The 22441-nt window shown below is 68.3% G+C and carries 23 protein-coding genes; all 23 read left to right on the top strand.

Annotation, left to right across the window (positions count from 1 at the left end; genetic code table 11):
- Positions 1-10 precede the first annotated feature (10 nt).
- The 23 genes from fabG (at position 11) to KF689_06755 (ending at position 22423) form a co-directional block, all read left to right on the top strand.
- Positions 11-748, top strand: a complete 738-nt coding sequence (gene fabG, locus KF689_06645) for a 3-oxoacyl-[acyl-carrier-protein] reductase (protein ID MBX3133050.1) — start codon at positions 11-13, stop codon at positions 746-748.
- Positions 749-813: 65 nt separating this feature from the next.
- Positions 814-1050, top strand: coding sequence for an acyl carrier protein (locus KF689_06650; GenBank protein MBX3133051.1), 237 nt, complete (start codon positions 814-816; stop codon positions 1048-1050).
- A gap of 3 nt (positions 1051-1053) precedes the next feature.
- Positions 1054-2304: a beta-ketoacyl-ACP synthase II gene (fabF, locus tag KF689_06655; GenBank protein ID MBX3133052.1), complete on the top strand. Its 1251-nt coding sequence runs from the start codon at positions 1054-1056 to the stop codon at positions 2302-2304.
- 7 nt (positions 2305-2311) lie between these two features.
- A complete protein-coding gene (mqnE, locus tag KF689_06660) occupies positions 2312-3532 on the top strand; it encodes an aminofutalosine synthase MqnE (GenBank protein ID MBX3133053.1) in 1221 nt (406 codons plus the stop codon).
- Positions 3533-4393, top strand: coding sequence for a menaquinone biosynthesis protein (locus KF689_06665; protein MBX3133054.1), 861 nt, complete (start codon positions 3533-3535; stop codon positions 4391-4393).
- Positions 4394-4495: 102 nt separating this feature from the next.
- A complete protein-coding gene (gene mqnC / locus KF689_06670) occupies positions 4496-5542 on the top strand; it encodes a dehypoxanthine futalosine cyclase (GenBank protein ID MBX3133055.1) in 1047 nt (348 codons plus the stop codon).
- On the top strand, positions 5539-6027 hold the full coding sequence (ispF, locus tag KF689_06675; protein ID MBX3133056.1) for a 2-C-methyl-D-erythritol 2,4-cyclodiphosphate synthase: 489 nt from the start codon (positions 5539-5541) through the stop codon (positions 6025-6027). The genes mqnC and ispF overlap by 4 nt, the downstream gene beginning before the upstream one ends.
- The gene (locus tag KF689_06680; GenBank protein MBX3133057.1) at positions 6017-6679 is read left to right on the top strand and encodes a DedA family protein; all 663 of its coding nucleotides are present in this window, start codon (positions 6017-6019) and stop codon (positions 6677-6679) included. The genes ispF and KF689_06680 overlap by 11 nt, the downstream gene beginning before the upstream one ends.
- Complete coding sequence (gene xerD / locus KF689_06685) at positions 6680-7621, top strand: site-specific tyrosine recombinase XerD (protein ID MBX3133058.1); 942 nt, start codon at positions 6680-6682, stop codon at positions 7619-7621.
- A gap of 34 nt (positions 7622-7655) precedes the next feature.
- Entirely contained in the window at positions 7656-8240 is a 585-nt protein-coding gene (locus KF689_06690; GenBank protein MBX3133059.1) for an aminodeoxychorismate/anthranilate synthase component II, read from the top strand.
- The gene (locus tag KF689_06695; GenBank protein ID MBX3133060.1) at positions 8240-9529 is read left to right on the top strand and encodes a 6-bladed beta-propeller; all 1290 of its coding nucleotides are present in this window, start codon (positions 8240-8242) and stop codon (positions 9527-9529) included. Before KF689_06690 ends, KF689_06695 begins: the two co-directional genes overlap by 1 nt.
- A 127-nt stretch (positions 9530-9656) precedes the next feature.
- Positions 9657-10412, top strand: a complete 756-nt coding sequence (gene kdsB / locus KF689_06700; GenBank protein MBX3133061.1) for a 3-deoxy-manno-octulosonate cytidylyltransferase — start codon at positions 9657-9659, stop codon at positions 10410-10412.
- Positions 10413-10416: 4 nt separating this feature from the next.
- Positions 10417-12084, top strand: coding sequence for a CTP synthase (locus tag KF689_06705; GenBank protein ID MBX3133062.1), 1668 nt, complete (start codon positions 10417-10419; stop codon positions 12082-12084).
- Between the two features lie 5 nt (positions 12085-12089).
- Positions 12090-12926, top strand: a complete 837-nt coding sequence (gene kdsA, locus KF689_06710) for a 3-deoxy-8-phosphooctulonate synthase (GenBank protein ID MBX3133063.1) — start codon at positions 12090-12092, stop codon at positions 12924-12926.
- Positions 12923-13510 carry an HAD-IIIA family hydrolase gene (locus KF689_06715; GenBank protein MBX3133064.1) on the top strand — a complete coding sequence of 196 codons (588 nt, stop codon included), beginning with the start codon at positions 12923-12925 and terminating at the stop codon, positions 13508-13510. Before kdsA ends, KF689_06715 begins: the two co-directional genes overlap by 4 nt.
- Complete coding sequence (locus KF689_06720; protein MBX3133065.1) at positions 13507-14475, top strand: KpsF/GutQ family sugar-phosphate isomerase; 969 nt, start codon at positions 13507-13509, stop codon at positions 14473-14475. Before KF689_06715 ends, KF689_06720 begins: the two co-directional genes overlap by 4 nt.
- Positions 14475-15026 carry an LPS export ABC transporter periplasmic protein LptC gene (gene lptC, locus KF689_06725; GenBank protein ID MBX3133066.1) on the top strand — a complete coding sequence of 184 codons (552 nt, stop codon included), beginning with the start codon at positions 14475-14477 and terminating at the stop codon, positions 15024-15026. Before KF689_06720 ends, lptC begins: the two co-directional genes overlap by 1 nt.
- Positions 15026-16369 carry a hypothetical protein gene (locus tag KF689_06730; GenBank protein ID MBX3133067.1) on the top strand — a complete coding sequence of 448 codons (1344 nt, stop codon included), beginning with the start codon at positions 15026-15028 and terminating at the stop codon, positions 16367-16369. The genes lptC and KF689_06730 overlap by 1 nt, the downstream gene beginning before the upstream one ends.
- Before the next feature lie 371 nt (positions 16370-16740).
- Positions 16741-17523, top strand: coding sequence for an LPS export ABC transporter ATP-binding protein (lptB, locus tag KF689_06735; protein MBX3133068.1), 783 nt, complete (start codon positions 16741-16743; stop codon positions 17521-17523).
- A gap of 8 nt (positions 17524-17531) precedes the next feature.
- Positions 17532-19007 (top strand): RNA polymerase factor sigma-54, encoded by a 1476-nt coding sequence (gene rpoN / locus KF689_06740; protein ID MBX3133069.1) that lies wholly within the window; start codon positions 17532-17534, stop codon positions 19005-19007.
- A gap of 7 nt (positions 19008-19014) precedes the next feature.
- The gene (locus KF689_06745) at positions 19015-19965 is read left to right on the top strand and encodes a glycosyltransferase family 2 protein (protein ID MBX3133070.1); all 951 of its coding nucleotides are present in this window, start codon (positions 19015-19017) and stop codon (positions 19963-19965) included.
- The gene (locus KF689_06750) at positions 19962-21122 is read left to right on the top strand and encodes a glycosyltransferase (GenBank protein MBX3133071.1); all 1161 of its coding nucleotides are present in this window, start codon (positions 19962-19964) and stop codon (positions 21120-21122) included. Before KF689_06745 ends, KF689_06750 begins: the two co-directional genes overlap by 4 nt.
- Positions 21119-22423: an oligosaccharide flippase family protein gene (locus tag KF689_06755; GenBank protein MBX3133072.1), complete on the top strand. Its 1305-nt coding sequence runs from the start codon at positions 21119-21121 to the stop codon at positions 22421-22423. Before KF689_06750 ends, KF689_06755 begins: the two co-directional genes overlap by 4 nt.
- Positions 22424-22441 lie beyond the last annotated feature (18 nt).

Below are 22441 nucleotides of genomic sequence, written 5' to 3' on the forward strand. Positions count from 1 at the left end.
CGATTTCCCAATGAAGATCGATTTGAGCGGCAAGGTCGCCCTCGTCACCGGCTCCACCCGCGGCATCGGCCGCGCCATCGCCGGCACGCTCGCGTCCTGTGGCGCGACGGTCGCGATCGTGGGCCGTGACCAGGCCAAGGCGGATGCCGTGGCGGCGGAGATCGGCGGCGGGGCCAAGGGTTTCGCCTGCGACATCAGCGACGCGGCGCAGGTGCAGGCGCTGGTCGAGGGCGTCGAGCAGGCGCTGGGCGGCTGCGACATCCTCGTCAACAACGCCGGCATCACGAAGGACAACCTGATGCTGCGGATGAAGGACGAGGACTGGAACGCGGTGCTCGAGACCAACCTGCGCTCGGCGTTCGTCGCCATCCGCGCCGCGCAGCGCGGGATGATGAAGAAGCGCTGGGGCCGGATCATCAACATCGCCAGCGTGGTGGGGCTGATCGGCAACGCCGGCCAGGCCAACTATGCAGCCAGCAAGGCCGGGTTGATCGGCCTCAGCAAGTCGGTGGCGAAGGAGCTGGCCAGCCGCAACGTGCTCTGCAACGTCGTCGCGCCGGGCTTCATCAAGACCGATATGACCGACGCGATGGCCCCCGAGGCCGTCGCCAAGCTCTCCGCGCAGATCCCGCTTGCGCGTTTCGGGACCCCGGAGGACATCGCCGGCGCGGTGGCCTTCCTGGCGTCCGACCACGCCGCCTACGTCACCGGGCAGGTCCTGACGGTGGACGGCGGAATGGTGATGTAGCGCGCGATTTCCCGCTATATTTTCCGACAGTCACCGCAGCGCCCACCCCACAGGAGCAACACCCAATGGCCGACCATTCCGCGAAGGTCAAGGACATCATCGAGAAGGAGCTCGGCGTCGAGCGCGAGAAGCTGACCGACGGCGCGTCGTTCATCGAGGATCTCGGAGCGGACTCGCTCGACATCGTCGAACTCGTGATGGAGTTCGAAAAGGAGTTCAACATCGACATCCCGGACGAGGATGCCGAGAAGCTCCGCAACGTGGGCGACGCCATCGCCTACCTGAACGGCAAGCTCGGTTAAGCGGTGGCATCGACGAAGCGCCGGGTCGTCATCACGGGGGCGGGCGTCGTCACCCCCGTGGGCAATGACCTTCCGTCGACGTGGGAGGGGCTGCTGGCCGGCAAGTCCGGCGGCGCGCCGATCACGCGGTTCGACACCACGGACTTCAAGGTGAAGTTTGCCTGCGAGACCAAGGGGTTCGACCCGGCGCTGTATATGGACCGCAAGGAAGTGAAGCGGTCCGACCTGTACACGCAGTTCGCGATGGCGGCGTCGGTGCAGGCGATGACCGATGCCGGCCTGGCGGAGGGGGGCTTCGACCCGCTGCGCACGGGCGTCGTGATCGGCTCGGGCATCGGCGGCATCGCCACGTTCGAGGACCAGCTCAAGGTGTACCTGTCGAGCGGCCCGAATCGCATCTCGCCGTTCTTCATCCCGATGTTCATCGGCGACATCGCCGCCGGCGTGGTCTCGATGCGCTTCGGCGCCAAGGGACCCAACTACGCGGTGCAGTCGGCCTGCGCCACCAGCGCCCACGCCATCGGTGACGCCTTCCGGATGATCGCCTACGGCGATGCCGACGTGATGATCGCCGGCGGGTCGGAGGCGGCGGTTACGCCGATGTCGATCGGCGGCTTCGGCAATATGCAGGCGCATTCGACGCGCAACGACGAGCCGGCGACGGCCTCGCGGCCTTTCGACGCCACTCGCGACGGCTTCGTGCTCGGCGAGGGCGCGGGCATCGTGGTGCTGGAGGAGCTGGGGCACGCGGTGAAGCGCGGCGCCCGGATCCTGGCTGAGATCGTCGGCTACGGCGCCACCGGCGACGCCTATCACCTCACGGGGCAGCCCGAAGACCACGAGGGCCTGCAGCGCGCGATGCGCCGCGCCCTCGAGGACGGCGGCCTGGCACCGGAGGAAGTGCAGTACGTCAACGCGCACGGCACTTCGACGCCGCTCAACGACCCGAACGAGATCCGTGCCATCAAGAAGGTCTTCGGTGCGCACGCCACGGCGCTCAATGTGTCGTCCACGAAGTCGGCGACGGGACATATGCTCGGCGCCGCCGGCTCGGTCGAAGCCGTCTTCACGACACTGGCCATCGTGCACGGCGTCGTCCCGCCGACGATCAACTACAAGACGCCGGATCCCGAGTGCGATCTGGACATCACGCCGAACACGCCCGTGAAGCGCGAGGTGCACGCCGCGCTGAGCAACTCCTCGGGCTTCGGCGGCCACAACGTCTCGATCGCGCTCCGGCGATACACGGAGTAGGCCTCCGATGCCCGATGCGCTGACGATCCCGTTCGAGCGCATCACCGACAAGGTGGTGCGCCGCATCGCGGAGCGCGTAGCGGCCGGGGAGCGACTGGCGCAGGCGGACGGCGTCGCGATGTTCGAGTCGCGCGACCTGACGGGCATCGGGCTGCTGGCCGATGCCGTGAACCGCGCCAAGCACGGCGACGTGGTCACCTTCGCGTCCAACCAGCACATCAACCCGACGAACATCTGCACGCTGCGGACAACCTGCGTGTTCTGCGGCTATGCGCGGCTTCCGAAGGAGGAGGGCGCCTACCGCTACACGCTCGAGCAGGTGATGGCCGAGGCGCGGCAGGCCAAGGACTCGATGACCCGCGAGTTCCACATCGTGGGCGGCCTCGATATGCAGGCCGGGCTCGAGTACTACACGACGATGTTCCGGGCCATCAAGGCCGAGCTGCCGCACGTGCACATCAAGGCGCTCACGGCGGTGGAGATCGCGCACATCGCGCGGATCGAGAAGAAGTCCTGGGACGAGGTGCTCATCGCACTGCGCGAGGCCGGGCTCGATACGATGCCCGGCGGCGGCGCCGAGACCTTCTCGGCGGCCGTGCGCGAGGAGATCGCCCGCAAGAAGCTCGGCGCCGGCGACTATGTAGGCGTGCATCGGACCGCGCACAAGCTCGGCATCCGCACGAACACGACGATGCTCTATGGCCACGTCGAGACCTACGCGGACCGGATGGAGCACCTGCAGATGCTGCGCGACCTGCAGGACGAGACCGGTGGATTCCTCGCGTACATCCCGCTGGCCTACCACCCCGACGACAACGAGCTCGGCAAGACGCTGGGGCGCACCGGCATCGCGACCAGCGGCACCGACGACCTCAAGAACCTCGCCATCGGGCGGCTCTTCCTCGACAACTTCGAGCACATCAAGAGCCACTGGATTATGGTCTCGCCGTTCCTGAGCCAGATCGCGCTGCACTACGGCGTGAACGACCTCGAGGGCACGGTGGTGCGGGAGAAGATCTACCACGCGGTGGGCGCCACGACGCCGCAGGGGATGACGTTGGAGGCGTTGCTGAAGCTGATTCGCGGGGCGGGGAAGGTTCCCGTCGAGAGAGACTCGTTCTACCGGCAGGTTCGCACGTTTGATGATGGACGGATGACGGATGACGGAAGCCGCACGGATCGGAGCATCCGTCATCCGTCATCCGTCGAAGCCGACACGGCGGCATAAGTGCGCGTCGGCCGCATCCCCTACATCAACTGCTACCCTGTGTACGGTGGCGTCGACCGCGGTCTCGTGCCGCTCGACGCCACGCTCGTCGATGGGGTGCCGACGGCGCTGAACCGGATGATGGCGTCCGGCGAGCTGGACGTCTCCGTGGTCTCCGCGGTGGAATATGCCCGGGACGCCGAGCGCTACCTGCTGCTGCCCGAGCTGGCGATTTCCTGCGACGGGCCGGTGCGCAGCGTGATGCTCTTCTCGACCGTGCCGGCGGAGCAGCTCGGCGGCCAACGGGTGCTGGTGAGCCGCTCGTCGATGACTTCGGTGCACCTGCTGGAGCTGCTCTTCGAGCACGTCTGGAAGGTCGCGCCGGAGTTCGTCCCCGGCGACGCGGAGGCCGACGCGGTAGCCGCGGGTGCCGCCGCGGATGTGGCGGCCCGGCTCGTCATCGGCGACGCGGCCCTGATGCTGCAGAGCGCCGAGCATCCCGTCGCGCGTGGGCACGGCCGGGTCTACCCGCACGTGTACGACCTCGGCGCCGAGTGGAAGCGCTGGACGGGGCTGCCGTTCGTCTTCGCGGTGTGGGTGGCGCAGCGCACCACGCCCGTCGAGGCCGCCCTGAAGGTGCACGCGGCCTTGATCCGCTCCCGGGACTGGGGACTCGCGCACCTGGATGAGCTCTCCGCCCAAGCCAGCCGCAACACCGGAGTCAGCCTCCCGGAGTGCCGCGAGTACTTCGCCGGCCTCGACTGGCGGCTCACGATGCCCGACCTCGAGGGCCTCACCGAGTTCCTGCGCCGCCTCCAACTCGCTGGACGCGTTCCGAAGGGGAAGCTGGCCTTCTTGCCGGCCGCGAACTCAGGCCGCTAATCAGGGATTTGCTTAGATTGGGACGGAAGACGGATGACGGATGCAACACCGAGTCCGCATTAGCATCCGTCATCCGTCATCCGTCAAGGGCCCAACTCGGAAATGTCTGAACATACCGACCTTCTCGATTACTACGAGCGCTCTCCCCTCCTCGAGCTCGGCGCCGCCGCCAACGCGGTGCGCACCCGGCTGCACCCCGAGCCGATCGTCACGTACATCGTGGACCGCAACATCAACTACACGAACGTCTGCGTGGCCGACTGTGGCTTCTGTGCGTTCTACCGGCGGCCCAAGGATGCCGAGGGCTGGACGCTGTCCTACGAGGAGATCGGCGCCAAGATCGACGAGGTGAAGGCGCTTGGCGGCGTGCAGATCCTCATCCAGGGCGGGCACAACCCGTACATCCCGTTCGAGTGGTATCTCGAGCTGCTCAAGTACATCAAGCGCCACCACCCCATCCACGTGCACGGCTTCAGCCCCAGCGAGGTGGACTTCTGGGCGACGCTGTACCGAATGGACGCCCGCACGGTCATCCAGGAGCTGGTGAAGGCCGGCCTGGATTCGATCCCCGGCGGTGGCGGCGAGATCCTCGTGCAGCGCGTGCGTGACAACGTGGCCAAGAAGAAGGCTGGCGCCGACCGTTGGCTCGAGGTGATGGAGATCGCCCATCAGGAAGGCCTCAGGACCTCGTGCACGATGATGTACGGCATCGGCGAGACGAAGGCCGAGCGTGTCGAGCACCTGCTGCGCCTGAAGGAGGTGCAGAAGCGCACCAACGGCTTCACCGCGTTCATTTGCTGGCCGCTGCAGCCGGAGAATACGCCCGAGATGAGCCATATGCCGAAGACCGACGCGGTGGAGTATCTCCGCACCACGGCCTTCGCGCGCACGGTGCTCGACAACATCCCCAACATCCAGGCCAGTTGGGTGACGATGGGGATGAAAGTCGGCCAGACGGCGCTGCACTACGGCTGCAACGACTTCGGTTCGCTGATGCTCGAGGAGAACGTCGTCTCGGCGGCCAACACGACGCACCGCACGACGATCGAGGAGATGGAGACGCTGATCCGCGAAGCCGGGTTCACGCCGCGCAAGCGCAAGCAGGACTACTCGCTGCTCGACGCCGCGCCCGAACTGGTGGGCGCGTGACCACGCCCGTGCGAGTTGGCATCGGCTACGACTCGCACCGCTTCGTGGAGGGTCACGGCGTGCTACTCGGCGGCGTGTTGATTCCCGCCACCGTGCGCTGCACCGGTCATTCCGACGCCGATGCCGTCTGCCACGCCCTCACCGACGCCATCCTGGGCGGCGCTGGCCTCGGGGACATAGGCGAGATGTTTCCGGACACGAAGGCAGAGAATGCCGGCCGCGACAGCCTCGAGATGCTCCGCCTGGCCGTGGCGCGCGTCCGCGCCGCCGGTTGGGCCTGCGCACAGGCCGACCTGACCGTCATCGCGGAGTTCCCGAAGATCGGGCCGCACCGCGACGCCATCCGCGAAAAGCTCGGCGCCGCACTCGGCATCCCCGCCGCCGACGTGATGGTCAAGGGCAAGACCAACGAGAGTATGGGGTGGATCGGCCGGGGGGAGGGGATCGCGACAATCGCGGTCGCCACTCTGGTCCGTGCTGCCTAGCCTCTCCGCATTCCAGCCGGTGCTCGACCGGCTCGAAGGGCTCAGCGTCGGCTCTATGTACGTGGTGATGGGGGTGCTGGCCTTCTTGGAAGGCGCACTCCCTCCCATTCCCGGCGACGTCGCAGCGGCCTTTCTCGCCTTTCTCTCGGCGCGCGCCGGCGGACTCTGGTTGCCGACGACGCTGATCATCACGACGGGCAGCGTCGGCGGCGCCTCGGTGCTCTGGTGGATCGGCAAGAGCTTTGGCGCCGAGTGGCTGACACACCAGCTGGGGCGGCTCGGTCTTGCCAAGAGCGAGCTGAAGGCCGAACGCGCCGAGCACCGCATCGAGGACGCCTACCGGCAGTACGGCTGGGTGGCGCTGTTTCTTAGCCGTTTCATCCCCGGCGTGCGGGCTATGGTGCCGATCGCCGCCGGCGCGATGCGGGTGCCGCTGTGGGAGACGCTCGGCATTATGTGGGTGTCCTCGCTGATGTGGTACAGCGTGCTGGTGTGGATCGCGATGCGCCTCGGCCGCGATTGGGAAGGCGTGAAGGCCGGGATGCAGCAGTTCGCGCAAGGCGCCGGACTCGGCGCGCTGGGCCTCGCCGTGATCCTCGGCATCGTCGGTTGGGTGCTCTGGCGCCGTCGCCGGCGGCTGCCGCCGCAGTAGATTTTGCGGGTGAGCCGCACCAAGGCCCCCGCCATCCCTGACGACATCTCGCGGCGCTTCCTGCTGGAGCGCTTCGCCGAGTACCTGGAGCTTGAACTCGGCTCCAGCGCGCGCACGCGCGAAGCCTACCTGCGCGACGTCGGCCTGCTGGCGGCCTGGGCGACCGAGCGCCATCGCGTGACCGGCGCGCCCGCCCTCGAGGCGGCACACCTCCGCGAATGGGTCTACTCGCAGAAGGATCAAGGGCGGGCCGCGACGACCATCAAGCGCCGCATCTCGGCGCTGCGCACCTGGTACCGCTTCCTGCTGGCCGAGGGCGTGGTAAAGGCCGACCCCAGCGAGAAGTTGGAGAGTCCGCGCGGCTGGCGGCGCCTACCCGACGTGCTGACGGTGCAGGAGGTCGAGCGGCTCATCGATGCCGTCTCGCTCGACGACGACTTGGCGTTCCGCGACCGGGCCTTGCTCGAGCTGGCCTACGGCGCCGGCCTGCGCGTGAGCGAGTGGTGCTCGCTCGAGGTGAAGGACGTGATGCTCGACGAGCTGGTGGTGCGCGTATTCGGCAAGGGCGGCAAGGAGCGGCTGGTGCCGATCGGGCGCAAGGCAGCCGGGGCGGTGGCGATGTACCTGCGCGAACTGCGGCCGCGCCTGGAGCAAGGGAAGGGGCAGAACCGACTGTTCCTGAACTCGCGCGGTCGCCCGTTGCAGCGGATGACGGCCTGGCTGACGCTCAAGAAGATCGTGGAGCGCAGCGGGCTGACGAAGCCCGTGACGCCGCATACCTTGCGACATTCCTTCGCGACGCACCTCTTGGAGGGCGGCGCGGACCTGCGAGCGGTGCAGGAGATGCTTGGGCACGCCGACATTTCGACCACGCAGCTGTACACGCACGTGGACCGGGAGCACCTGCGGCAGGTGCACCGGCAGTTTCATCCGCGGGGCTGACAACTTTTCGCGCGCCAGAGGTGTCTGTTCAGTAATGCTCCTCGTCCTCGACAATTACGACTCCTTTACCTACAACCTCGTCCAGTACCTGGGCGAGTTTGGCGCCGAGCTGCACGTGGTGCGGAACGACCAGGTAACGCTGGACGAGGTTGCCTCGATGCGCCCGCAGGCCATCGTGCTCGGGCCTGGCCCCGGCACCCCGGCCGACGCGGGCGTCACGGTACCCGTCATCCGGCGGTTCGGTGAAACGATTCCGATGCTCGGTGTCTGCCTGGGCCATCAAGCAATCGGCGAGGCGTATGGCGGCGAGGTCATCCGCGCCCCACGCGGCGTGATGCACGGCAAGACCTCACGGATCCGGCACGACGGCAGCGGGCTCTTCGCCGGCATCGACTCGCCGGCCGAAGTGATGCGCTACCACTCGCTCGTCGTGAAGCACCAGTCGTTGCCGGCGTCGCTGGAAGTCACGGCGACGGCCAGCGACGACCCCACGGAGATCCACGCGTTGCGCCACCGCGAGCATCCGGTGTACGGGGTGCAGTTCCACCCGGAGTCCATCGGCACGGCGGCAGGCAAGCGGATGCTGCAGAACTTCCTCACCCTCGCAGGAGTCACCTGATGCAGAAGTGGATCGCTGGGTTGGCCCTCGTCGCGGCCGCGAGCGCCTGCGGCGTCTCGGATAGCGGACGCGAGATCTCCGATATGCCGTGGCAGACCGCGGTGGACAGCACGGGCGACACGATCCAGGTGCGCATCACCGGTCCGGTGCCGGACGACCTCGTCCGCACGCTGGTGACGGAGCTGGCCGTCGGCGAGACCGACGGCGAGGAGGAGTACACGTTCGGGCGCGTGGGGGCCGTGCTCGAGGGCCCAGGTGGGGGCCTCGTAGTCTACGACGCCCACAATACGAGCGGTCTCATCCGCATCTACGACGGGGAGGGGAAGTACCTGCGCACTGTGGGGGCAAAGGGCTCGGGGCCGGGCGAGTACCAGCAACTGAACGGCTTGGTCCGCCTCCCCAACGGTCAGCTCGTGATCTGGGACGGCAACAACACGCGGCTGACCCGCTACGCGGCCGACGGCAGCTTCCTGAACTCGTGGACGCTCTCGATGGGGGGATGGTTCACCTCAAACGGCCTCCACACCGACGCGTCCGGCTTCGTGTACCGCTGGACCATCATCGACCGCGGCGACGAGGCGAACGGCATCCCGTCCACCTCGGGCCTCATCCGCAGCGATAGCGTGGGCACTGTGCTCGACACGCTGGTGTATCCCCGCTGGTCGCCGGGCGTGCCTCCGTTCCTTCAGGCCGCGAGCCCCGACGGCCGGATGATGACCCGCACGTCGCCGCCATTTATGCCCGGCACCGCGGTGCGCGTCGGGCACCGTGGCGGGCTGGTGAGCGGTCCCGGCAACCCGTACGTGATCTATCTGCTGCCACCGAACGGCAAGCCGACGCGCGTCGAGCGCGAGCACACGCCGGTGCCAGTGCAGGCAATCGAAAGCTCGGAGCGCCGTGCGCAGATCGAACGGATGATGAAGGGCGTGAATCCGTCGTGGTCGTGGACCGGCCCTGGCATTCCGTCCACCAAGCCGGCGTACACGGGGCTCGAGGTGGCCGAGGATGGGCGCATCTGGGTGCGCCTGAGCACGGCAGGGGAACCGATCCCTGAGGCCGAGCTCCCGCCAGTGCCGTCGGGGGTCACGCCGCCGCCGGTGCGCCTTACGACGCGCGACCCGGTCGTGTACGACGTGTTCTCGCCGGAGGGCAGGCTGCTGGGCCGAGTGAAGTTCCCGCCGCGGACCAGCTTCAACCGAGCGCGCGGCAATTGGGTCTGGGGGCTCCAGCGGGACGAGGACGACGTCGAGCGGGCGGTGCGGATGCGAGTTGATCCAGCGTTTCCGTAGCCTCGGCGGGCCGTGGAAAGCACGGAGGGACAAGGATTTGTGATACCCTCTTGTCCCTCAAATCCCCGTCCATAGATTCCTCTGGCGTGGATTTTGCTACGGCCGCCGCCCGCCGGGAGGTGCTGAGATGAGCATCCTGGCCGTCATCCCCGCTCGACTCGGGGCCACTCGGCTCCCCCGCAAGCCCCTCCGGCTCTTGGCCGGCACTCCGCTGGTGCTGCGCGTACTGCAACGGGTCGAGTCACTCAAACTGGCGGACGAAGTCGTTGTCGCGACGGAGTCCGAGGAAGTCGCCAAGATCGTCCGCGAGGCCGGCGGGCGGGCTGTTCTGACCTCCGAGGCACACCCGTCGGGCACGGACCGAGTGGCTGAAGTCGCTGCCAGGCCTGAGTTTACGGCCCACGACATCATCGTAAATGTGCAGGGCGACGAGCCCTTTATGCGCGGCGATGCGATGGCCGGGGCGATTGCGATGGTGCGCGAGCGCGGCTTCGAGCTGGGCACGGCTGCCGGCAAGCGGGACGGGGCCATTCTCGCGGACGCCAACTGCGTGAAGGTCGTGCGGGCCGACGACGGCCGTGCGCTGTACTTCTCGCGCGCACCGATTCCATTCCTGCGCGAGGCGGCGGACGCGCCGATGCGGGACGGACTGATCCTGCAGCATATGGGCATCTATGCCGCGCGGCGCGAAGCGCTCGCGCGCTGGGTGTCGCTGCCGCCGCACCCGTTGGAGTTGGTCGAGAAGCTTGAACAACTGCGCGCACTCGCCGCCGGAATGGCGATGGGCGTCGCGATCGTCGATGCCCCGTCCTGGGGCGAAGTGAACACCGAGGACGACCTGGAGAGCGCCAATGCGCACTGGTCGGCCCTCCACGCCGGATGACCTGATGACCCCGACTTCTTCGCATTCGTCCGCCAAGTACATCTTCGTGACCGGGGGCGTCGTCTCGTCGCTCGGCAAGGGCATCGCGGCCGCCTCGCTGGGCCGCCTGCTCGTCGAACGCGGCCTGCGCGTGACGATGATGAAGCTCGACCCCTACCTCAACGTGGACCCGGGCACGATGTCGCCGTTCCAGCACGGCGAGGTGTTCGTGACCGACGACGGCGCCGAGACGGACCTGGACCTCGGGCACTACGAGCGATTCCTCGACCGGTCGCTGACGCAGGCGAACAACATCACGACGGGGCGGATCTACTCCAACGTCATCACGAAGGAGCGCCGCGGCGAGTACTTGGGCTCGACGGTGCAGGTGATTCCGCACATCACCGACGAGATCAAGTCCGCGGTGCGCCGCGTGGCGCCGGACAACGATGTGGTAATCGTGGAGATCGGCGGCACCGTGGGCGACATCGAGTCGCTGCCGTTCCTCGAAGCCATCCGCCAATTCCGCCACGACGTGGGGCGCGAGAACACGCTCTTCGTGCACCTCACGCTGGTGCCGTTCATCGCCGCCGCAGGCGAGGTGAAGACCAAGCCGACGCAGCACTCCGTGCGCGACCTGATGGAGATCGGTATCCAGCCCGACGTGCTCATCTGCCGCACCGAGCGCCCGCTGGCCGAGGACGTGAAGCGCAAGATCGCGCTGTTCTGCAACGTCGAGTTCGGCGCGGTGGTCGAGAGCCGCGACGTGAAGACCATCTACCAGATCCCGCTGGCCTTCCGCGAGCAGGGGCTGGACGACCTCGTCTGCCGCAAGCTGGGCATCGATTCACCGACGCCGGACATCTCCAAGTGGCAGGCGATGGTGCAGCGCGTGATTGCGCCGGCGCGTCGCGTACGCATCGGGGTGGTCGGCAAGTACACCGACTACGTGGACTCGTACAAGAGCGTGCAGGAGGCGCTGGTCCACGGCGGCATCGCGAACGACGTGGGCGTGGACATCGCCTGGACCTCGAGTGACCTGTTCACGGATGCCGCCCGCGCCAAGGAGCTCGTCGCGGGCTTCGACGGCCTGCTGGTTCCCGGCGGCTTCGGCGTGCGTGGTGTGGAAGGGATGGTCGAGGCCATCCGCGCGGCGCGCGAGACGGGCACGCCGTTCTTTGGCATCTGTCTCGGGATGCAGGTGGCGATCATCGAGTTCGCGCGCAACGTCTGCAAGCTGGACGATTCCAACTCCAGCGAGTTCGCGCCGGAGTGTTCGCACCCGGTCATCGCCTTGCTCGAAAGTCAGCAGGGCGTGAAGGATATGGGCGGCACGATGCGTCTGGGCTCGTACCTCTGCCGGCTCAAGCCGGGCTCGAGGGCGGCGGAGATCTATGGGCAGCCGGAGATCAGCGAGCGCCACCGCCATCGCTACGAGGTGAGCAACCAGTACCGCGAGCAGTTCCAGCAGGCGGGGATGCGCCTCGCGGGGCTCTCGCCCGACGGCTCGCTCGTGGAGATGATCGAGCTGGTGGACCATCCGCACTTCGTGGCCTGCCAGTTCCATCCGGAGCTGAAGTCGCGCCCGACGCGTCCGCATCCGCTGTTCTCGGCGTTCGTCGCGTCGGCGGCCAAGCGAGCCTCGGCGGCGCCGGCCGCGGCGCGTGGCGCGGCCCTCGCCGAGGCGAACTGAGCCCGATGCCGCACCGCGCGACGTTCCCTAAGGACCGGCTGTTCCTGATCGCCGGGCCCTGCGTCATCGAGAACGACGACATACTGTTCGCGGTCGCCGATCGCCTCGCCGAACTGGCCCAACTCCTGCCCGGCGGCGTGATCTTCAAGGCCAGCTTCGACAAAGCGAACCGCTCCAATGCCGGCGCCTTTCGCGGCCCGGGCATCGAGGAGGGACTGCGCGCATTGCAGCGCGTGCGCGAGCGCACCGGACTGCCCGTGCTCACCGACGTGCACCTTCCCGAGCACTGCGTACTGGCTGGGCAGGCGGTGGACGTGCTGCAGATTCCGGCGTTCCTCTGCCGGCAGACCGACCTGCTCGAGGCCGCCGGGGCGACGGGCCTAGCCGTGAACGTCAAGAAGGGCCAGTTCCTGCATCCCGAGGGGATGGCGGGGGCGGTGAAGAAGGTGCTCGACGCGAATCCGGAGGGCCTCGTGACCCGCGAGGGGCACTGCGACGTGGCGGTGACGGAACGCGGGACCTTCTTCGGCTACGGCGACCTGGTCGTGGATATGCGGGCCTTCCGTCGGATGCGTGAGGCGACCGGTGTGCCCGTGATCTTCGACGGCACGCACTCGGTGCAGCAGCCCGGCAAGGGGCAGGGCGGGGCCAGCGGCGGGCTTCGGGAGCACATCCCGGCACTGACCTATGCCGCCTGCGCCGCCGGTGCGGACGGGCTGTTCCTGGAAACGCACCCGACGCCGGACTCAGCGCCGAGCGACGGGCCGAATATGCTGCCGCTCGACCAACTCGAGGGCGTCATCCGCAAGGCGGTGGCGTTCTGGGAGCTGGCGCAGGGATGATCCTCGGCCTCGGAGGCGGTCCGGCGGGGTCGCACCTGGATGCCGCGCTGGCGGCCCGGATCCGGCTCGTCTGTTTCGACGTCGACGGGGTACTCACGGACGGCGGCATCGTCCTTGGGGACAGCGCCGGGAAGCGGGTCGAACTCAAGCGCTACGACATCCAGGACGGATTGGGCATCAAGATGCTGCAGCAGGCTGGAATCCTCACGGCGATCATCACCGGTCGCGAATCCGAGAGCGTCGCCCTTCGCGCGGCAGAGCTCGCGGTGGACGACGTCGTGCAAGACAACCAGGCCCGCAAGGTCCCGGCGCTGCGTCGCATCCTGCAGCGCCGCGGCCTCGACTGGAGCGAAGTCGCCTTCGTGGGCGACGATCTCCCGGACATCGGCGTGATGCGCCTGGTCGGGTTACCCGTCGCGGTGGGCAACGCCTCGCCTGATGCCGTCCGCGTGGCCAAGGTCAGCCTGACGCGCAGCGGCGGCGCCGGCGCGGTGCGTGAGTTCTGCGAACTGCTCCTGCGCGCGCGCGGCGAGTGGGACACGCAGGTCGAGCGCTACGTCGCGAGCCGCTCGGAGGAGCGATGAGCGAGTCGGCACGGATCGTCGCGCGCGGCAAGCGCGTGCTCGAGCTGGAGCGTGATGCCGTCGGCGAGGCCGCTGCGCGGCTCGATGACGCCTTCGCCGAGGCCGTGCGGCTGATCCAGCAGGCCAAGGGCCGCGTGATCGTGGCGGGCATCGGCAAGAGCGGGCTGATCGCGCGCAAGATCGCCGCGACGATGACCTCGACCGGCACGCCGGCGTACTTCCTGCACCCCACCGAGAGCGTGCACGGCGACCTCGGCATCGTCAGCGACCAGGACGTGGCCGTGCTGCTCTCCAAGAGCGGTGAGACGCAGGAGCTGCTGCCCTTGCTCGAGCAACTCACGCGCCTCGGCGTGCCTTGCATCGCCATCACCGGCAACCGCGAGTCCACGCTGGCCCGCAACAGCCGCGTGGCGCTCGATGGCTTCGTGCGCGAGGAGGCTTGCCCGCACGATCTGGCGCCGACGACGAGCACCACACTGGCCCTCGCGCTCGGCGATGCGCTGGCGGTGGCCTTGCTGGAGGAGAAGGGCTTTCGCCGCGAGGACTTCGCCAAGTTTCATCCGGGCGGGGCGCTCGGGCGCAAGCTGTTGCTCCGGGTTCGCGACGTGATGGTGCCGGAGCCGCTGCCGACGCTGGACGCCGACGCCACTATGCGCGCCGCCATCGTCGTGCTGGCCAAGCAACGCGGCCTCGCGGTTGTGCTCGAGGGCGACGGGCAGCTCGCCGGCTTGCTCACCACCGGCGACCTCACCCGCCTGATGCAGCGCGACGGCGATGTGATGGGCATCCGCGTCGGCGACGTGATGACGCGCCGCCCGCACACCGTGGACGCCGACGCGCTCGGCAGTGCCGCCGTGCACACGATGGAGCAGTTTGGCGTGATTGCGCTGCCGGCGCTGGACGCCGACGGGCGCGTGGTCGGCATCGTGCACCTGCACGACCTGATGCGCGCGGGGGCCGCCTGATGCGCCGTGCCGTACTGCTCCTGGCCGTGGCGACTGTCCTCGCGGCGGCTTGCTCCAAGAACGAGACGCAGCTCGGTACGCTGGGCGACGGCGGCCTGCTCGACTCCGCCGACCAGGTCGCGTTCAACTCCCGCACGGTGCTCACCGACGCGGGAATGCTGCGCGCCGAGATCTTCGCGGACACCACGCTCTTCCTGCAGCAGAACACGCGGATTGCGATGCGCGTCGTGCAGGGCGTGTTCTTCAACGCCCAAGGCTCGCGCGACGGCACGATGACCGCCGATCGCGCCCACTACGATTCGCGCGCCCAAGTGCTCGAGGCCTACGGCAACGTCATCGTCACGTCAGTGGACGGCCGCGTGCTCAAGTCGCCGATGCTGCGCTTCGAGAACCTGCAGAACCAGCTCTATTCGGATTCGGCCTTCGTGCTCACCGAACCCGATGGCAAGGAGATGCGGGGCGTCGGCTTCCGCGCCGACCCGAACCTCGAAGTCGTGACCGTGCTCCGCGTGGATCGCGGGCGCGGCGGGACGGTGCGGTTGTCGCCGTGATGCGTCGCCTGCTGCTGCTACTCGCTCTCGCTGCGGCGGGGGCGCCGTCGGGCGCGACCGCACAGGATTCGCGCCCGTGCTCGCTCTTGCTCACCGGCGTTGAGAGCGGCCCGCGCATTACGCGGATGCGCTCGGTCGAGCTGCCGTCAGGCGCGCGCAACACCTTTGTGGGCGGAGCGGTGGATGCCACCTGCGAAGGGCAGGGGAATCGTCTGTTGGCCGACAGCGCCGAGCACTACGCCGAAACCGGCGTGCTGATCCTCTTCCACAACGTGCGCTACACCGAGCCGCGAGTGACCATCAACTCCGATCGGATGATCTACTACACGGTCGAGGAACGACTGATCGCGGAAGGCAACGTGCGCGGCGTGACCGCCTCGGGCACGCGGTTCAACGGCCCCAAGATGGACTACTACCGCGCCAAGCCCGGATTCCGCGAGGAGAACTTCTGGATCGCGACCGGGCGGCCCTTCGTGCGGATGAGCCCCACCGAGGGCGGAGGCGCACCCGGAGCGGGCAGCGATTCCACCGACCTCACCGCCGACTTCGTGCGCTCGCAGAACGATTCGCTGCTCTACGCCAGCGGGCGCGTGGTGCTCGACCGCGAGGATATGCGGGCCACCTCGGACTCGGCGTTCGTGGACAACGGCATCGAGTTCGTGCGCTTCATTCGCGAACCGCGCATCGTCGGCAAGGGCGAACGTCCCTTCGAACTCGATGGCGTCCTCATCGAAGTCTGGTCGCGGGAGCGGGAGCTGCAGCGCGTGCTGGCTTCGGGTGACGCCCGAGCGGTCAGCGACTCGATGACGATGACCAGCGATTCGATCGACCTGCGTTTCGAGGAGCAGCAGATCGCCCGCATCTTCTCCTGGGGCGGCCGCGCCAAGGCCGAGGGCGGGCCGCAGCTCATCGAGGCGGATTCGATGGACCTGCGGATGCCGGGCCAGCGCCTCGAGGCGCTGCACGCCGTCGGTTCGGCGGTGGCCTTCTCCGATCCCGACAGCCTGCAGATCATCACCAGCGAACGCGACTGGATTGTCGGGGACACACTGATTGCCCGTTTCGAGGCCATCGTGGACTCGCTCGGTGCATCGCAGACACGGATGCGCGATGTGGAGGCCATTGGGAATGCGCGGGCGTTCTATCAACTGGCACCGGCGGGCGGGACGCGCGGTGCGCCCAGCCTCAGCTACAACCGCGGACGGGTCATCAAGGTCCAGTTCGCCGACGGGGAGATGTCCAGCGTGATCGTGAGCGAGCGAGCCTCGGGGCTCTATCTGGAGCCGGCCACGACCGATACCGCGGCGACCGCGGCGAGGCCTGCGCGCGGGAGGCGCCCGTGAGCCACGATCTCGTGATGCGGCTGACGGCGGGCGACCGTTCGGAAGCGCTCTGCCTCCTGGCGCTGGCGCAGAACGCAGACGCCGGGGGTGCGGCGACCCTGCACGACATCGTGGTGAGCTACCGCGACGACTACCTCAAGGCGCTCGAGGCGGAAGGGCGTGACGTCCAGTCTGAAGCCGGCCGCCTCAGCGTGGACGAGGTGCGTACACACCTGACGGGCACGGTGGTGCCACGGCTTTCGGCTGCTGGCGTCGTACGGGTCTCGGCCACGCACATCAGCCTCGCCGGTGAGGCGTTGGCGGCGTTCCAAGCAGACCGCAACGCGCTGCTCGCGGCGCTCCAGGAGACAGGGGAACACCCCAGCGCGCGCGTGCGTCGCCACACCGGCCCCATCGAAGGCGGGAGCGTCCTCGCGGCCACCGGCCTGGTGAAGACCTACAAGAAGCGCCACGTCGTGAACGACGTCTCGCTGGAACTGCGCCAGGGTGAGATTGTCGGACTGCTTGGCCCCAACGGCGCCGGCAAGACGACGACGTTCTATATGGTCGCCGGTCTCATCCCGCCCGCAGCCGGGAGCATCCTGCTCGACGGCGAGGACATCACGCGGATGCCGATGTTCAAGCGTGCGCGTCGCGGCATCGGCTACCTCTCGCAGGAGCCGTCGATCTTCCGCAAGCTCACGGTGGAGGAGAACATCCTCGCCATCCTCGAGACGCTGCCGCTGTCGCGCCAGGAGCGCGAGCATCGCCTCGAGACGCTGCTCGACGAGCTCAAGATCAAGCACCTGCGCCTCAGCAAGGCCTTCGCGCTCTCTGGCGGCGAACGCCGCCGCCTCGAGATCACCCGGGCGCTGGTGACCACGCCGAAGTTCATTATGCTCGACGAGCCCTTCGCCGGCGTCGATCCCATCGCCGTGAACGACATCCAAGGCATCGTCGCCTCGCTGCGCGACCGCGGCATCGGCGTGCTGATCTCGGACCACAACGTGGAGCAGACGCTGGACATCGTAGACCGGGCGTACATTATGTTCGAGGGTCAGGTGAAGGTGGCTGGCCCGGTCCGCGAGTTGATCTTCGACGACACGGTCTCGACCGTGTACTTCGGGCCGACGCTGACGGCGCGACTGCGCGCCCGCTTCACGGACGGCGGATGAAGGGAGGAATGCAGCAATCCGCGCGACTGGGACAGGAACTGCGGGCCAACCCGCGCCTGTACCAAGCGATGGATATGCTGTATATGCCCTTGCTTGACCTGCAGCAGCATCTCAAGGCGGAACTGCAGGAGAATCCCTTCCTCGAGCTCATCGACGAAGAAGAGGAAGAGATCGTCGAGAGTCCGAGCGTCGAGCTGGCCGAGTCGCAGAGCGTCGAGCCGGAGCCCGAGGAAGGCCTGCCGAAGGAGGAGCGCGAGGACGATTCCCGTTGGGAAGAGATTCTCCTCGACGGGATGGAGTCCGGCGGAATGCCGGAGCCGCGCGACGACCGCGAGCCCTACGAGCCGGTCACGGTGGAGTCTCGCGGCCTCGACGATCACCTGCGCGACCAGATCGCGCTGCTCGACCTCTCCGACCGCGACCGCCTGCTGGCCGAGGAGTTCATCGGCAACATCAACGAGGACGGCTACCTCGCGGCCGACCTCGACGAGATCCTGCGCGGCATCAACGACGTGGTGCTCCGCGCCGCCGAGGCCGAGGACGAGGAGCGCGAGATCCCGCTCTTCACGCCAGCCGACGCCGAGCGGATGCTGGGCATCGTGCAGGGATTGGACCCTGCCGGCATCGCGGCGCGGACGCTGCAGGAATGCCTCACGCTGCAGCTGCCCGCGGCCGGGCTCGAGGGCACGCTGGCGGCGCGGATGGTCCACGAATGCTTCGCCGAGCTGATTGCGCACAAGTGGGCGGATGTCGGCCGGAAGCTGGGCTGCAGCCCCAGCGAGGCACAGGCCGCGGCCGATGCGCTGGCCAGGCTCAACCCCAAGCCCGGGCGCGCCTTCGCCGAGGGTGACGGGAACTACGTGGTACCGGATCTCATCGTCGAGAAGGTGGACGGTGAGTATCTCGTGTTCACCAACGATCACAACCTGCCGCGCCTGCGCCTGTCGAAGTCGTACCAGGACATCGCGCGTGACAAGAAGCGCTTCGACGCCGAGCACAAGGAATTCATCACCAGCCGGCTGAGCGCGGCCCAGTGGCTGATCCAGGCCATCGAGCAGCGCCGCCAGACGATGCTCAAGGTGATGCACTTCATCGTCGACCGGCAGCGCGAGTTCTTTGAGAAGGGCGAAAAGGGCCTGCGGCCGCTCACGCTGCGCGAGGTGGCGGACGCCATCGGGATGCACGAGTCCACGGTCTCGCGCGTCACCAACGAGAAGTACGCGCAGACCCCCCGCGGCGTGCTACCGCTCAAGGGCTTCTTCTCCGCCGGCCTCAAGAGCACGGACGGCGAGGACGTCTCCTCGCGGAGCGTGAAGGCCACCATCCAGAAGCTGGTGGCGGCCGAAGATCCCCGGCAGCCCCTCACCGACGACGCCATCGTCAAGCGGCTCGCGGCGGACGGACTGCAGATCGCCCGCCGCACCGTCGCCAAATACCGCGACGAACTCGGCATCCTCAAGGCGCAGATGCGCAAGCGGCTCTGACCCCCCGATGACCACTCCCACCGCCGCCCCGCAGGTCTCCGTGCTCGTCCCCGCCAAGGACGAGGCCGAGAACCTCCCGACCTTCCTCGAGCTCTGCGACGCGATGATCCGCGCCGCAGCCGCCCCCTACGAAGTAATCGTCGTGGACGACGGCAGCACCGACGGCACGCCGGCGCTGCTCGCCGCGCTGGGCGCCAAGTATCCTTGGCTGCGGAGCGTGCGGCACCGCGCCCAGCGTGGCATCGCCGAAGCCCTGCGCAGCGGCTACCTCGCATCCCGCGGTCGCATCCTGGTGTTCTATCCCGCGGACCTGCAGTTCAAGCCCGAGGACATCCCGCGCCTGGTGCAGCCCATCCTGGACGGTCAGTCCGATATGGTCACCGGCTTCAAGCAGGGACACTACGAGAAGGCCTTCGTCTCACGCATCTACAACGGCCTCTCGCGCGCGCTCTTCGACGTGCCCGTGCGCGACCTCAACAACGTGAAGGCCTATCGTCGCGAGATAATGGCCGACCAGCCGGCCCGCCCGGACTGGCATCGGTATATGATCGTGCTTGCGCACGCGCAGGGCTACAGCGTGAGCGAGATCCCCGTCCCGCTGTACCCACGCAGCGCGGGCAAGAGCAAGTTCGGGCTCAGCCGCATTCCGATTGGCGTGCTGGATATGCTGGCTGTGTGGTTCGAGCTGCGCTTCGGCCAGAAGCCCTTGCTCGCGTTCGGGATGCTGGGCGCCGCGCTGTTCGCCGTTGGCGTGCTCGCCGGCGTCGCCGCGCTCATCGTGCTGCTGGTGCAGGGCATCGGTCTGCGCTGGATCTGGACCTTGATCCAGACCTGCCTGCTGCTCGGCTCGATCTTCTTCGCGACTGGGTTGCTGGGCGAGCAGGTCGCCGTCACGCGCGCCGAGCAGCGGGAGCTGCGTCGGCGCCTCGACGCCCTGCGCTCCGACACGGAGCGATGAGCGCTCGACGCGTCCTCTTCGTCACGCACGCCTACCCGCGGCACGCCACGGACGGGGCAGGGTCGTTCTTGCACCGGCTGGCGCTCGGGCTGCAGGCCGGGGGCTGCACGGTGCGGGTCCTCGCTCCCAGCGGGCCCAAGCTGCCGCCGCGCGAAGCGCTCGAGGGCGTGGAAATCCGTCGCTATCGCTACGCGCCGGCGGGGATGGAGTCGTTGGCCTACACCGGCACGATGGCCGAGCAGGTGCTCGGGTCGTTGAGCGGGACGGGCGCGATGCTCGGGATGCTCACCGCCGGCACGATGGCCGTCCGCCGGGCCATCGAGGACTTCGACCCCGATGTGGTCCACGCGCACTGGTGGTTCCCCTCGGGCCTGCTGGCCATCGGCGCCGACAGCGAGCGCCCGCTCGTGACGACGATGCACGGCTCGGACGTGCGACTGGCGCGCAAGCTGAAGCTCTCGCATCCGTTCTTCCGGCGCGTGATGGCGCGTTCGTCGGCCGTGACGGTGGTGTCGAGCTGGCTTGCCGGTGAGGCGCGCGCGATCGCGCCGACCACGGACTTCCGCGTCGCGCCGATGCCGGTGGATACCGCACTGTTCACGTCCGAGAGCGTCACCCGCGTTCCCGGCCGCTTTCTCTTCGTCGGACGGCTCAACGCGCAGAAGGGAGTGCGGGACCTGCTCGAGGCACTGTCCTGGGCGCCGGCCGCCACGAGCCTCGACGTCGTCGGCGCTGGGGAAGACCGCGAGGCGCTCCAGGCGCGCGCGCGTGAGCTCGGCGTGGATATGCGGGTGCATTGGCACGGGCACCTCGATCGGTCGGCGCTCCCGGCGCTGTACCGCCGGGCGCAGGCGGTCGTGATGCCTTCGGTGAACGAGGGGCTCGGCCTGGTCGCGGTGGAGGCCCAGCTCGCCCGCACGCCAGTCATCGCCTACCGCTCCGGTGGCCTGCCGGATGTGGTGGACGCATCGTGGGGAGGCATTCTCGTCAAGAGCGGTGATGTGCGGGAGCTTGCCGCGGCGATGGCCCGCGTACACGCCGACCCCGCTGCGGTGGACGGCTGGGGCGCGGCCGCGCGCTCGGTGATGCTCGACCGCTTCGCGCCGAGTGTCGTGTGTGCGGGGTATCGCGCGCTCTACGACCGCGTCGTCCGATGAGTGCGTCGCGCCTGCGCGCCCCGTTCGCCAGCGAGCGTGGGCCGGAAGCTCGCTTGATGGGCTCCACCGCGTTGGGCCAACTGCTGGCATTGGCCGTCGCGCCACTGCTCGGCCGCCTCCTCGGACCCGAGGCGTTCGGCAGCTTCGGCATCTATCTCGCGGTACTCGGCACTGTGGGGGGGGCTGCCTCGTGGCGGCTGGGACTTGCGGTTCCGGTGCCACGCGACGACGATGCCGCCCTGGACGTCGTGGCGGCTGGACTCAGCGCCACCGCAGTGTCCGGCGCCGTCGCGCTTGGGCTCGTCTGGGCGCTCGGATCGCCGCTGGCAGGGACCCTTGGAGCACCCGACGCAGCGCCGCTGCTGTGGTGGATCCCGATCAGCATTGTTGGAGTCGGCGTCACCGACGTGCTCTCGGGCTGGTGTTTGCGGTACCGCGAGTTCCCGGCGCTGGTGCATCAGCGCGTGGTGCGCGCCGTCGGCACAAGTGTGTGGCAACTCCTGCACGCGCTGCTCATCCGGGCCTCCGCGATTCCGCTGGTCATCGGCGAGGCACTTGGGCGCCTAGCGAGCATCCTGGCAATGGCGGGCATCATCTGGCGGCGCGAGCAGGCGCGCTTTCGCGCCATCACGGCGGCGCGGATTGCGGGGGCGCTGGGCGCGCAGCGAGCCTTTGTGCTGGTGGCCACGCCCTCGCATCTGGTGAATATGCTCGGACAGTGGATTCCGGTCTTCCTGCTGACCTACTGGTGGGGTGCTGCAGCTGCGGGGCTCTACGTCGTCGGGCAGCGAGTCATCGGCATTCCGATCGGCCTGATTGGCGACTCCGCAGGGCAGGTGTACCTCGCCGACCTCGCGGCGCGCTCGCGCAATGCGCCAGCCGAGATGCCCGCGCTCTTCCGCGAGGTGGCGCTCCGGCTTGCCAAGCTTGCCGCCGTCATTGCCATCGTCCTGATTGCACTCGGTCCGATTGGTTTTTCGCTGGGCTTCGGGTCGGTATGGACCGACGCCGGTCGGATGGTCCGCTGGCAGGGGCTCGCGCTGGCCGCCCAGATGGTCGCGATTCCGATGGCGCACACGCTGGTGGTCCTGCGCTTCCAGCGGCGGCAGTTGCTGTGGGACGTGTTCCGGCTTGTGTTCACCAGCGGCGGCTTCGCGCTCGCCCGTCGGCTGGGTGCGGACGCCGTCAGTGCCGTGGCCATCCACGGCGGCGTGACCGCGCTGCTGTACTCGACGCTCGTGTGGCTCAGTTGGCAGGCGGTGGTACGACGCGGCAGCGACGATCCGGGTGCCGCGACCTAGGGCGACGCTTACCTTACT

The sequence above is a fragment of the Gemmatimonadaceae bacterium genome (assembly GCA_019637355.1).
GTDB lineage: Bacteria > Gemmatimonadota > Gemmatimonadetes > Gemmatimonadales > Gemmatimonadaceae > Pseudogemmatithrix.